Genomic DNA, 12,671 nt, shown 5'->3' on the forward strand with positions numbered 1-12,671 from the left:
TCTCCCCTGCGCGACGGTGATCCTACTTGCCGACAGTCACTCATACGCCCGGTAGGGTGGCCCGCGCAGCATGCGCATCCGCGAATCCACGGCGAATCCACGGCAGAGGTGCATGCACCCGCTTCGCCAACCAGGGGGGTCACACAGGTGAGTACGGCCGCAACGACGGGCTTCTGCAGGGTCACCGTCGTGGCCCCCGACAGCCGCATCGACGTCGCCCTCCCCGAGGACATCGCCGTCGCCGACGTCTACCCCGAACTGCTGCGGCTCACCGGCCAGACCCAGCCCGTCGGCGCTCCCACCGGCTTCCACCTGGTCCGCCGCGACGGCACCGTCCTCGACGGCGCCCGCACGCTCGCCGCCCAGCAGGTCCTCGACGGCGAGGTGCTGAGCCTGCGCCCCTTCGCCGACTCGCTGCCGCCCGCCGTCTTCGACGACGTCTCCGACGCCGTCGCCTCCGCCGTCGTCCGCGACCGCCACCGCTGGAGCGACGACATGCTGCGCGGTGCGGGCCTCATCGGCGCCGCCCTGCTGCTCGTCCTGCTCGGCTTCGTCCTCTGGTACGCCGACCCGGTCCGCCACGACATGCACGGCCTGCCCGGCATCATCGCCGGCGCCGCGGGCGTGCTGCTGACCGCCGCCTCCGGCGTGCGCGCCCGGGTCTACCGCGACCGCGGCTCCGCCGTCGCCCTCGGCCTCGGCGCCCTCCCGCTCCTGCTGATCGCCGGCTCCGGCATCGTCGCGGCCGGAGCGGGCGAGGGACCCGGCCGGCTCCAGTTCCTGCTCGGCTGCGCCTGCGTGCTCGTCGCCTCCGTCGCCCTGGTCGCGCTCACCCCGAACGGCGACGCCCCCTTCGTGGCGGCCACCTTCCTGGCCGCCACCGGCACCCTGGCCACCTTCCTCGCCATCGTCACCGAGGCCTCCGCCACCGCGACCGCCGCCGTCTGCGCCCCGGTCGCCATCGGCCTCGTCGCCTTCCTGCCCGGCCTCTCCGCCCGCTTCGCCCGGCTGCCCATCGGCTACGCCGCCCCGCAGAGCGCCACCGACGAGTACGTCGACCACGCGGGGACCCCCGACCGCTACGAGAGCGAGCCGTACGCCGACTCCTCCGCCGAGCAGCACGACCAGGGCGCCCCGCTCGACGCCGAGGCCATCGCCGCCCAGGCCCGCCGCGGCCACGAGATGCTGCTCGGCCTGGTCGGCGGCTGCGCCGCGATCGCCGTCGGCTCCGCCGCCGTACTCGGCTTCTCCGACAACACCTGGGGCCGGCTCCTGGCGCTGACCACCGGACTGGCCATGCTGCTGCGCGCCCGGCTCTTCCGCTACACCTCCCAGGTCGTGTGCACCCTGGTCGCCGGCCTGGCCGCCATCGCCCTGCTGATCCTGGGCCTGGCCCTGCACCCGCCGGCCGACCTGGTCCGCGAGCTCGTCCAGTACCACGACCGCGGCGGCCTGGACCTCCGTACGATCTGGCTCTCCGCGGCCGTCGCCGCCGGCGCGGCCCTCCTCGCGGGAATTGCGCTTGTCATCCCGCGCAAGGGCCTGTCACCCTTCTGGGGACGGCTGCTCGACCTCACCGAGGCGGCAGTACTGCTCAGTCTTGTCCCGCTGGCCCTCGCCGTGCTGGACGTGTACGCCCGGGCCCGCGCTCTCACCAGCTGAGACGGGGGCCGTGCGGCAGCCTGGTACGCTGTGTGACGGCCGTTTGTGTACGCGCCCCCGGAAATCCTCTGGAGGCTGCGCTCAGCGGACCCCGCCTCCCGAGTTACGGAAGATCCCCAGAGAATTCGACCTGGGGCACTCGGTGGCTACGAAGACCTATACGAGGAGTACGCGTGTCGCTCGACGCCGCTACGAAGAAGCAGATCATCGCCGAGTTTGGTGCCAAGGAGGGCGACACCGGCTCCCCCGAGGTCCAGGTCGCCATGCTGTCCAAGCGCATCTCGGACCTGACCGAGCACCTCAAGACCCACAAGCACGACCACCACTCCCGCCGTGGTCTGCTGATCCTGGTCGGCCAGCGTCGCCGCCTGCTGCAGTACCTGGCCAAGAAGGACATCCAGCGCTTCCGCGCGCTGGTCGAGCGCCTCGGCATCCGTCGCGGTGCGGCCGGCGTCAAGTAAAGACGCTGTGAAGGGAGCGGTTCCCACACTGAGGGGGCCGCTCCCTTTGCTGTACGTGCTGACGCTCTACGTGCGGGACGTACCGGACGCTTTGTAGTCTGGACGCACGTGCACGGCGAACCACGTGCACAACTGAAGAGGAGGAGCGCCCTCCCAGGCCGCCGGTCCTCGGTAGTGGTACCCGGAATGCCCCGAGGGCACCGAACCGGGTACTTCGATCGAAGACCGGCCCGCACGCAAGGAGCGCTTCTCCGCAACCGTCCGCAGCCACACGGGCAGCGGACGGAGACGACGAAAATGGAGAAAACGCTAGTGGAGAACGAGACCCACTACGCCGAGGCCGTTATTGACAACGGTTCCTTCGGCACCCGCACCATCCGCTTCGAGACGGGCCGTCTGGCCCGCCAGGCCGCCGGCTCCGCCGTTGCCTACCTGGACGACGACACGATGGTGCTTTCCGCCACCACCGCGTCGAAGAAGCCCAAGGACCAGCTCGACTTCTTCCCCCTGACGGTGGACGTCGAGGAGCGCCAGTACGCGGCCGGCAAGATCCCCGGATCCTTCTTCCGCCGCGAGGGCCGCCCCTCCGAGGACGCGATCCTCACCTGCCGCCTGATCGACCGCCCGCTGCGCCCGTCCTTCAAGAAGGGCCTGCGCAACGAGATCCAGGTCGTCGCCACCGTCATGGCGCTCAACCCGGACCACCTGTACGACGTCATCGCGATCAACGCCGCGTCCGCGTCCACCCAGCTGGCCGGCCTGCCCTTCTCCGGCCCGATCGGCGGCGTCCGCGTCGCGCTGATCCGCGGCCAGTGGGTGGCCTTCCCGACGCACACCGAGCTCGAGGACGCCGTCTTCGACATGGTCGTCGCGGGCCGCGTCCTGGAGGACGGCGACGTCGCGATCATGATGGTCGAGGCCGAGGCCACCGAGAAGACCATCGCCCTCGTCAAGGGCGGCGCCGAGGCGCCGACCGAGGAGATCGTGGCCGCCGGCCTCGACGCCTCGAAGCCCTTCATCAAGGCCCTCTGCAAGGCCCAGGCGGACCTGGCGGCCAAGGCCGCCAAGCCCGAGGGCGAGTTCCCGGTCTTCCTGGACTACCAGGACGACGTGTACGAGGCCCTCGCGGCCGCCGTCAAGGGCGACCTCGCCAAGGCGCTGACCATCGCGGGCAAGCAGGACCGCGAGGCCGAGCTCGACCGCGTCAAGGACATCGCCGCCGAGAAGCTCCTCCCGGCCTTCGAAGGCCGCGAGAAGGAGATCTCCGCCGCCTACCGCAGCCTGACCAAGGCCCTGGTGCGCGAGCGCGTCATCAAGGACAAGGTCCGCATCGACGGCCGCGGGATCACGGACATCCGTACCCTCGCCGCCGAGGTCGAGGCCATCCCGCGCGTGCACGGCTCGGCGCTGTTCGAGCGTGGCGAGACCCAGATCCTGGGCGTCACCACCCTCAACATGCTCCGCATGGAGCAGCAGCTGGACACCCTCTCCCCGGTGACCCGCAAGCGCTACATGCACAACTACAACTTCCCGCCGTACTCCGTCGGTGAGACCGGCCGCGTGGGCTCGCCCAAGCGCCGCGAGATCGGCCACGGCGCGCTCGCCGAGCGCGCGATCGTGCCGGTCCTGCCGACCCGCGAGGAGTTCCCGTACGCGATCCGCCAGGTGTCCGAGGCCCTCGGCTCCAACGGTTCGACGTCCATGGGTTCGGTCTGCGCCTCCACCATGTCGCTGCTGAACGCCGGTGTGCCCCTCAAGGCCCCCGTCGCCGGCATCGCCATGGGCCTGATCTCCCAGGAGATCGACGGCAAGACGCACTACGTCGCCCTCACCGACATCCTCGGTGCGGAGGACGCCTTCGGCGACATGGACTTCAAGGTCGCCGGCACCAAGGAGTTCGTCACCGCGCTCCAGCTGGACACCAAGCTCGACGGCATCCCGGCCTCGGTCCTGGCCGCCGCCCTCAAGCAGGCCCGCGACGCCCGCCTCCACATCCTCGACGTGATGATGGAAGCGATCGACACGCCGGACGCCATGTCCCCGTTCGCCCCGCGGATCATCACGGTCAAGATCCCCGTGGACAAGATCGGTGAGGTCATCGGCCCCAAGGGCAAGATGATCAACCAGATCCAGGAGGACACCGGCGCCGAGATCACGATCGAGGACGACGGCACCATCTACATCGGTGCCTCCGACGGCCCGGCCGCCGAGGCCGCCCGCGCCACGATCAACTCGATCGCCAACCCGACCATGCCGGAGGTCGGCGAGCGCTACCTGGGTACGGTCGTCAAGACCACCACCTTCGGTGCCTTCGTCTCCCTCATGCCCGGCAAGGACGGCCTGCTGCACATCTCGCAGATCCGCAAGCTCGCCGGTGGCAAGCGCGTGGAGAACGTCGAGGACGTGCTCGCGGTCGGCACCAAGGTCCAGGTCGAGATCGCCGAGATCGACCAGCGCGGCAAGCTCTCGCTGGTCCCCGTGATCGACGGCGAGACCGCCGGCGACGATGCTGACAAGGACGACTCCGACAAGTGACGTCGCGTAGTTCCCGTGTGACGGCCCGCCCCTCTTCGGAGGGGCGGGCCGTCGCCCGTACCCAAACCCTCCTCAAGGGCGAGAACGGCATCGGCACCGTCCGGCGCACGGTCCTCCCCGGCGGACTGCGCATCGTCACCGAGACACTGCCCTCCGTCCGCTCCGCCACCTTCGGCATCTGGGCGCACGTGGGCTCCCGGGACGAGACGCCCACGCTCAACGGCGCCACGCACTACCTGGAGCACCTCCTCTTCAAGGGCACGCACAAGCGCAGCGCCCTCGACATCTCCTCCGCGATCGACGCGGTCGGCGGCGAGATGAACGCCTTCACGGCGAAGGAGTACACCTGCTACTACGCGCGGGTGCTCGACACCGACCTGCCGCTGGCGATCGACGTCGTCTGCGACATGCTCACCGGCTCGCTGATCCGCGAGGAGGACGTCGACGCCGAGCGCGGCGTGATCCTCGAAGAGATCGCGATGACCGAGGACGATCCGGGCGACATGGTCCACGACCTGTTCGCGCAGACCATGTACGGGGACACCCCGCTGGGCCGCCCCGTCCTCGGCACCGTCGACACGATCAACGCCCTGGGCGCCGACCGGATCCGCCGCTTCTACAAGAAGCACTACGACCCCCGCCACCTGGTGGTGGCCGCGGCCGGCAACGTCGACCACAACAAGGTCGTACGCCAGGTCCGCGCGGCCTTCGAGAAGGCGGGCGCCCTCGGGCACACCGACGCCGAGCCCATCGGCCCGCGCGGCGGCACCAAGCGCATCCGCACCTCCGGCCGGGTCGAGCTGGTCAACCGCAAGACCGAGCAGGCCCACGTGGTCCTCGGCATGCCGGGCCTGGCCCGTACCGACGAGCGCCGCTGGGCGCTCGGCGTGCTGAACACGGCCCTCGGCGGCGGCATGTCCTCCCGCCTCTTCCAGGAGGTCCGGGAGAAGCGCGGCCTGGCCTACAGCGTGTACTCGTACACCTCGGGCTTCGCCGACACCGGCCTCTTCGGCGTGTACGCGGGCTGCCGCCCGAACCAGGTGCACGACGTGCTGCGGATCTGCCGCGACGAGCTCGACAAGGTCGTCTCCGAGGGACTCGCCGACGAGGAGATCAAGCGGGCCATCGGCCAGCTGTCCGGCTCCACCGTCCTCGGCCTGGAGGACACCGGCGCGATCATGAACCGCATCGGCAAGAGCGAGCTCTGCTGGGGCGACCAGATGTCCGTCGACGACATGCTGGCCCGGATCGCGTCCGTCACCCCGGACGACGTCCGCGCGGTCGCCGCCGACGTACTGGCCCAGCGGCCGTCGCTCGCGGTGGTCGGCCCGCTGAAGGAGAAGCAGGCCGCCCGCCTCGACGAAGCGGTCGCCTGAGACGCTGACACCCGAGGCCGGGCACCGGCCGCCGCCGGCCGGTGCCCGGCCCGTACGACAGGAAGCGAAGAAGCATGAGCAGCAAGCTGCGGGTAGCGGTCCTCGGCGCCCAGGGCCGCATCGGCTCCGAAGCGGTCAAGGCCGTCGAGGCCGCCGAGGACATGGAGCTGGTGGCCGCACTCGGCCGCGGCGACAAACTGGAGACGGTGGCCGAGGCCGGCGCGCAGGTCGCGGTCGAGCTGACCACCCCCGACTCGGTCATGGGCAACCTCGACTTCCTCATCGGCCACGGCATCCACGCGGTCGTCGGCACCACCGGCTGGAACGAGGAGCGCCTCGGCCGGCTGGACACCTGGCTGGCCGGCTCCCCGAGCACGGGTGTGCTCATCGCCCCGAACTTCTCCATCGGCGCCGTCCTCACCATGAAGTTCGCCGCCCAGGCCGCCCGCTACTTCGAGTCCGTCGAGGTCGTCGAGCTCCACCACCCCAACAAGGTCGACGCCCCCTCCGGCACCGCGACCCGTACGGCGCAGCTCATCGCTGCCGCCCGCGCCGAGGCGGGCTGCGCCCCGCAGCCCGACGCCACCGCCACCGCCCTGGACGGCGCGCGCGGCGCGAACGTCGACGGGGTCCCGGTGCACGCGATCCGCCTGCGCGGCCTGCTGGCCCACCAGGAGGTGCTCCTCGGCGGCGAGGGCGAGACCCTGACCATCCGTCACGACTCCCTGCACCACAGCAGCTTCATGCCGGGCATCCTGCTCGGCGCGCGGCGCGTCGTGCAGCACCCGGGCCTCACGTTCGGCCTGGAAAACTTCCTCGACCTCGGCTGATGAGCAGGCAGTAGTACCCATGCGCGCGAAGATCACTTACTTCCTCACGGCCGCCGTCCTGGTCGTCTACTTCGTCCTGGCCGGCAGCCGCGGCGTCCTGCTGATCCGGCAGGGCACCCCGCTGACCGTGGTCTTCGGCGCCGCGGTGCTGATCCTGCCGGTCATCGGCGTCTGGTTCCTCTGGAAGAACACCCAGTTCGTGACCAGGGCGAACCAGCTCGCGACCGAGCTGGAGGCCGAGGGCGGGCTGCCCGTCGACGAGCTCGAGCGGGACCAGTACGGCCGGATCCTGCGCGACTCCGCCGACGAGGTCTTCGCACGCCGCAAGGCCGAGACGGAGGACGCGCCGGGAGACTGGCGCAGCTGGTTCCGCCTCGCCGTGGCCTACCACGACGCCCGCGACACCCCGCGGGCCCGCAAGGCCATGCAGCGGGCCATCGCCCTGCACGGCGGAGCGCGCCGCCAGGCCGCGTCGCAGTAGGCCCGCCGGGCCGGCCGGGCCCCGTAAACCCGGAAAGCCCGTACGGGATCCGCCGAGGCGGGCCCGTACGGGCTTTCCGGGTCTACGGAGGTCCGCGTCAGGCGGGCACGGCCCGGTACTCCTCGGCCCAGGCCTCGACCATGTCGGCGGCCCGGTCGAACGCCTCGGTCCGCGACAGGAAATCGGCGTTGTGGTCGGTCAGCAGCACCGGCAGCTCCGCCCCTCCGGGCCCGGCGGCCGTCAGGGCCTGGCCCTGGACGGTCCGCGGCAGCCCCAGCCAGCGCACCGGCTGCTGGACCGTACGGACCTCGGTGATCTCGTTCCAGGCGATCGAACGGGTCCGGAAGAAGGACACCCGGCGCAGCCCCGCGGGGCTCACCCAGACGCCCGACATGAGCATCCGCAGCGCCGACCCGATCACGCAGAGCGCGGCGGCCAGGCAGACGAGGGCTCCGGCCCAGGTGCCCGCGAACGCGATGATCATCGTGGCGAGCAGCATGAACGCGGCCAGCAGGAGCAGCAGCGCGGCGCCGGCCACCCGCCAGGGCCCCGGCCGGTACGGCCGGCGCCAGCGGTCGGGGTCCTCGTGGGCCAGTACGTCCTCGCCGGCACTGTCTTCGTGCGCGTCGAACGCGCGGTCGGCCGTCAAGAAGGGCAGGGGCACGGCTGTACCTCACTCACATGCACGTTCGGTTGGGCTTGACCGTGAGGCTACCGCCCCTCGGAGGCCTCCGACTGCTGCGACTTGGCGGGCGCCTGGTGGGGCTGGAGCGCCGGCATGCCGAAGAGCAGGGCGCCGACGAGCCCGGCCACCACGGTCAGCCCGACCAGACTACGGGCGGCCATCTGGGCAGCGCCCAGGCGCTCGCGCGGCGGCGGAGTGACGTTGCTGCGGAAGCGGTCGGCCTCGGCGACGAAGGCGAACGGAACGGGCTCGCTCCGGCGAAACATAGAGCGACTCTCCTCACGGTCGGGCCCGGGGGCGGCGATGGCGGATGCGTATGTCGTGTACTGGGAAAGACGTACGAACCGCCCAATCGGTGCCGGAATTCGGGACATTAACCAAATTTTATGGCTGGGCGTCAGCCGAAGGGGTGACCGAGCCGCCTCCCGGGCCGGCCGGAGAGCTGCGCGTCGAGCCGCGAGCCGCGCCGTAGAGTGGGCGCGCCCCAAGAGAGTCGTTCGGAAGGACCCCCGGTGAGCGAGACCGCCGCTTCAGACCTGAAACCCAGCTTCCGCAGTGATGTGACGGTGGAGCTGGTGAAGCACTCCGCCGCCGACTCCGACGTGCTGTGGGCCGCCCGTGTCTCCACGGCCGGCGAGCAGTCGCTCGAGGAGCTCCAGAAGGACCCGGAGCGCTCCAAGGGCCTCATCAACTACCTGATGCGCGACCGGCACGGCAGCCCGTTCGAGCACAATTCGATGACCTTCTTCATCAGCGCCCCGATCTTCGTGTTCCGGGAGTTCATGCGGCACCGCGTCGGCTGGTCGTACAACGAGGAATCGGGCCGCTACAGGGAGCTCGAGCCGGTCTTCTACGTCCCCGACGCCGAGCGCAAGCTCGTCCAGCAGGGCCGTCCGGGCAAGTACGTCTTCGTCGAGGGCACCGCGGCCCAGCAGGAACTGACGGGCCGGGTCATGGAGGACTCGTACCGTCAGGCCTACGAGGCCTACCAGGAGATGCTGGCGGCGGGCGTGGCACGGGAGGTTGCCCGTTCGGTCCTGCCGGTCGGACTTTTCTCCTCGATGTACGCCACCTGCAACGCGCGCTCCCTCATGCACTTCCTCGGCCTGCGCACGCAGCACGAGCTCGCGACCACCCCGTCCTTCCCGCAGCGGGAGATCGAGATGGTCGGCGAGAAGATGGAGCGGCACTGGGCCTCGCTCATGCCGCTCACGTACGCCGCGTACAACGCCAACGGACGGGTCGCCCCGTAAGGGCCGGTACGGCCCGATGGGGACGGATGAGCCCATGGCGTACGGATGTGCGGAGTCAAGTCCGAAGTGTCCGTATTGCCACGTTTCGTAAAGTTCATCTAGGCTGATCAAACGGACCCGGCACTGCTTGAACCCCCGAGCAGGCAGTGCCGGGATCCAACAACCCTCACGGCCCGTGCCGGGAGCCACACCCTCTTGACGTCCCCCGAGGGGACAACGCGAGCATGGCAGCGAGTAGCGTGTTACCCATGGCTCCGATCTCGACTCCGCAGACCCCCTTCGGGCGGGTCCTCACCGCCATGATCACGCCGTTCACGGCGGATGGCGCACTCGACCTCGACGGCGCGCAGCGGCTCGCCGTCCACCTGGTGGACGCAGGCAACGACGGCCTGATCATCAACGGGACCACCGGTGAGTCCCCGACCACCACCGACGCGGAGAAAAACGACCTCGTACGAGCCGTCCTCGAAGCGGTCGGCGACCGGGCCCACGTCGTCGCCGGCATCGGCACCAACGACACCCGCCACACCCTGGAGCTCGCCCGCCAGGCCGAGCGCACCGGCGCCCACGGCCTGCTCGCGGTGACCCCGTACTACAGCAAGCCGCCGCAGGAGGGCCTCTTCCGGCACTTCACGGCGATCGCCGACGCCACCGAGCTTCCGGTGATGCTCTACGACATCCCCGGCCGCAGCGGCGTCCCGATCAACACCGAAACCCTGGTGAGGCTCGCCGAGCACCCCCGTATCGTGGCCAACAAGGACGCCAAGGGCGACCTCGGCCGCGCCAGCTGGGCCATCGCCCAGAGCGGACTCGCCTGGTACTCCGGCGACGACATGCTGAACCTGCCGCTGCTGTCCGTCGGCGCCGTCGGCTTCGTCTCCGTGGTCGGCCACGTGGTCAGCCCCGAGCTCCGCGCGATGCTCGAGGCCCACCTGGGCGGCGACGTCCAGAAGGCCACCGAGATCCACCAGAAGCTGCTTCCCGTCTTCACCGGCATGTTCCGCACGCAGGGTGTGATCACCACCAAGGGCGCGCTGAACCTGCAGGGCCTGCCCGCGGGCCCGCTCCGCCTCCCGCTGGTCGACCTGACGGCCGAAGAGACGGCCCAGCTCAAGATCGATCTTGCCGCCGGCGGGGTACAGCTCTGACACCGGACTTCACAACTGAATAAGCAAGACGAACAAAACAGACGAATGCAAGTGCACGAATGACATGCGCGCCGCGTGCCTTACGACGAGGTACGTGGCGTGTGTGGTGAGGAGATACTTTTGAGCCATCCGCACCCTGAACTCGGCCCGCCGCCGAAGCTCCCCAAGGGCGGCCTCCGGGTCACCCCCCTGGGCGGTCTCGGCGAGATCGGCCGCAACATGACCGTCTTCGAGTTCGACGGCCGCCTGCTGATCGTCGACTGCGGCGTTCTCTTCCCCGAGGAAGAGCAGCCGGGCATCGACCTGATCCTGCCGGACTTCTCGTCCATCCGGGACCGGCTCGACGACATCGAGGGCATCGTCCTCACGCACGGCCACGAGGACCACATCGGCGCCGTCCCGTACCTCCTCCGGGAGAAGCCGGACATCCCGCTGATCGGCTCCAAGCTGACGCTGGCCCTCATCGAGGCCAAGCTCCAGGAGCACCGCATCCGCCCCTACACCCTCGAGGTGAAGGAAGGCGAGCGCGAGAACCTCGGCCCCTTCGACTGCGAGTTCATCGCGGTCAACCACTCCATCCCGGACGCGCTGGCCGTCGCCATCCGCACCGGTGCGGGCATGGTCGTGTGCACCGGCGACTTCAAGATGGACCAGCTCCCGCTGGACAACCGTCTGACCGACCTCCACGCCTTCGCGCGTCTGAGCGAGGAGGGCATCGACCTCCTCCTCTCCGACTCGACGAACGCCGAGGTCCCGGGCTTCGTCCCGCCGGAGCGCGACATCTCGAACGCCATCCGCGGCGTCTTCGCGAGCGCGCAGAAGCGGATCATCGTGGCCTCCTTCGCGAGCCACGTCCACCGCATCCAGCAGATCCTGGACGCCGCCCACGAGTACGGCCGCCGGGTCGCCTTCGTCGGCCGCTCCATGGTCCGCAACATGGGCATCGCCCGTGACCTGGGCTACCTGCGCGTCCCGGCCGGCCTCGTCGTCGACGTCAAGACCCTCGACGACCTGCCGGACGACGAGGTCGTGCTGGTCTGTACGGGCTCCCAGGGCGAGCCGATGGCGGCGCTGTCCCGCATGGCCAACCGCGACCACCAGATCCGGATCGTCCCGGGCGACACGGTGATCCTCGCGTCGTCGCTGATCCCGGGCAACGAGAACGCGGTCTACCGCGTGATCAACGGCCTGACCCGCTGGGGCGCCAACGTCGTGCACAAGGGCAACGCCAAGGTGCACGTCTCCGGCCACGCCTCCGCCGGCGAGCTGCTGTACTTCTACAACATCTGCAAGCCGCGGAACCTCATGCCGGTCCACGGCGAATGGCGCCACCTGCGTGCCAACGCCGAGCTCGGTGCCATGACGGGCGTCCCGAAGGACCGCATCGTCATCGCCGAGGACGGCGTGGTCGTCGACCTGATCGACGGCAAGGCCCGGATCTCCGGCAAGGTGCAGGCGGGGTACGTGTACGTGGACGGCCTGTCGGTCGGCGACGTCACGGAGGCCTCGCTCAAGGACCGCCGGATCCTCGGCGACGAGGGCATCATCTCGGTCTACGTCGTGGTGGACAGCACCACCGGCAAGGTCGTGAGCGGCCCGAACATCCAGGCCCGCGGCTCCGGCATCGAGGACTCGGCCTTCGGATCCGTGATGGTCAAGATCGAGGAAGCCATCGCCCGCGCCGCCGCAGACGGCGTCGCGGAACCGCACCAGATCCAGCAGCTCATCCGCCGGACCATGGGCAAGTGGGTCTCGGACGGCTACCGCCGCCGCCCGATGATCCTCCCGGTCGTCGTCGAGGTCTGAGCCTCGCCGTAGCGCCATCACCGGAGCGGGGCAACCGGATTTGCATCCGGGGCCCCGCTCCAGTACGTTTACGTCTCCACCTCGCACAACACCCGGGCGCACACGTGTGCCCGTACGTGTCATGTGCGAGCGGGTGGGATTCGAGACCAGGGAAACCTGATAAAGTCTTGTCCACCCGAAAGGGAAAGGCCCTCCAACGGCCGCCGAATTCAATTCCACTCCGGAAACGGAACGGAAAGGATCTGGTAAGGTTGGAACCGCCGGAAAGGGAAAGCGCGAAAGCGAAGACCCTGGAAAGCAAGCGGAACTGACTCTGATAGAGTCGGAAACGCAAGAACGAAGAACGAAGAACGAAAGCCCGGAGGAAAGCCCGAGAGGGTGAGTACAAAGGAAGCGTCCGTTCCTTGAGAACTCAACAGCGTGCCAAAAATCAA

12 protein-coding genes are annotated in these 12,671 nt (G+C 69.7%); 9 read left to right on the forward strand and 3 right to left on the reverse strand.

All coding sequences use genetic code 11. The features are described 5' to 3' along the window. Positions 1-147: 147 nt before the first annotated feature. From eccD to ACFY1T_RS19890, 6 genes are all read left to right on the forward strand, one after another. Complete coding sequence (gene eccD, locus ACFY1T_RS19865) at positions 148-1,662, forward strand: type VII secretion integral membrane protein EccD (RefSeq protein ID WP_390789270.1); 1,515 nt, start codon at positions 148-150, stop codon at positions 1,660-1,662. Positions 1,663-1,835: 173 nt separating this feature from the next. Further along, positions 1,836-2,123: a 30S ribosomal protein S15 gene (gene rpsO / locus ACFY1T_RS19870; protein ID WP_030859744.1), complete on the forward strand. Its 288-nt coding sequence runs from the start codon at positions 1,836-1,838 to the stop codon at positions 2,121-2,123. Between the two features lie 312 nt (positions 2,124-2,435). Continuing rightward, positions 2,436-4,658 (forward strand): polyribonucleotide nucleotidyltransferase, encoded by a 2,223-nt coding sequence (locus ACFY1T_RS19875; RefSeq protein ID WP_366101150.1) that lies wholly within the window; start codon positions 2,436-2,438, stop codon positions 4,656-4,658. Next, positions 4,655-6,034 carry a M16 family metallopeptidase gene (locus tag ACFY1T_RS19880; protein ID WP_390789271.1) on the forward strand — a complete coding sequence of 460 codons (1,380 nt, stop codon included), beginning with the start codon at positions 4,655-4,657 and terminating at the stop codon, positions 6,032-6,034. The genes ACFY1T_RS19875 and ACFY1T_RS19880 overlap by 4 nt, the downstream gene beginning before the upstream one ends. A gap of 74 nt (positions 6,035-6,108) precedes the next feature. Continuing rightward, positions 6,109-6,864, forward strand: a complete 756-nt coding sequence (gene dapB, locus ACFY1T_RS19885) for a 4-hydroxy-tetrahydrodipicolinate reductase (RefSeq protein ID WP_390789272.1) — start codon at positions 6,109-6,111, stop codon at positions 6,862-6,864. Positions 6,865-6,883: 19 nt separating this feature from the next. Beyond that, complete coding sequence (locus ACFY1T_RS19890) at positions 6,884-7,345, forward strand: hypothetical protein (RefSeq protein WP_390789273.1); 462 nt, start codon at positions 6,884-6,886, stop codon at positions 7,343-7,345. Between the two features lie 97 nt (positions 7,346-7,442). Here the strand turns inward: ACFY1T_RS19890 and ACFY1T_RS19895 are convergent, their stop codons facing one another. Then, positions 7,443-8,009 carry a PH domain-containing protein gene (locus tag ACFY1T_RS19895; protein WP_390789274.1) on the reverse strand — a complete coding sequence of 189 codons (567 nt, stop codon included), beginning with the start codon at positions 8,007-8,009 and terminating at the stop codon, positions 7,443-7,445. Between the two features lie 47 nt (positions 8,010-8,056). After that, positions 8,057-8,296 carry a hypothetical protein gene (locus ACFY1T_RS19900; RefSeq protein ID WP_030859737.1) on the reverse strand — a complete coding sequence of 80 codons (240 nt, stop codon included), beginning with the start codon at positions 8,294-8,296 and terminating at the stop codon, positions 8,057-8,059. A 246-nt stretch (positions 8,297-8,542) separates the two neighbouring features. On the opposite strand from ACFY1T_RS19900, the gene thyX reads away from it, so the two are divergent. The 3 genes from thyX to ACFY1T_RS19915 all read left to right on the forward strand — a co-directional run bounded on the left by thyX (position 8,543) and on the right by ACFY1T_RS19915 (position 12,237). After that, a complete protein-coding gene (thyX, locus tag ACFY1T_RS19905) occupies positions 8,543-9,283 on the forward strand; it encodes an FAD-dependent thymidylate synthase (RefSeq protein ID WP_053693203.1) in 741 nt (246 codons plus the stop codon). Positions 9,284-9,531: 248 nt separating this feature from the next. Beyond that, positions 9,532-10,431 (forward strand): 4-hydroxy-tetrahydrodipicolinate synthase, encoded by a 900-nt coding sequence (gene dapA / locus ACFY1T_RS19910; RefSeq protein ID WP_229336184.1) that lies wholly within the window; start codon positions 9,532-9,534, stop codon positions 10,429-10,431. Positions 10,432-10,551: 120 nt separating this feature from the next. After that, positions 10,552-12,237 (forward strand): ribonuclease J, encoded by a 1,686-nt coding sequence (locus tag ACFY1T_RS19915; RefSeq protein ID WP_030859731.1) that lies wholly within the window; start codon positions 10,552-10,554, stop codon positions 12,235-12,237. Between the two features lie 209 nt (positions 12,238-12,446). On the opposite strand, the gene ACFY1T_RS19920 is transcribed toward ACFY1T_RS19915, so the two are convergent. Further along, positions 12,447-12,671, reverse strand: a 225-nt coding sequence (locus ACFY1T_RS19920; protein WP_390789275.1) for a hypothetical protein, incomplete at its 5' end; no start/stop codon positions are given.

Source organism: Streptomyces sp. NPDC001194, assembly GCF_042896985.1.
In the GTDB taxonomy this organism is placed as follows: domain Bacteria; phylum Actinomycetota; class Actinomycetes; order Streptomycetales; family Streptomycetaceae; genus Streptomyces.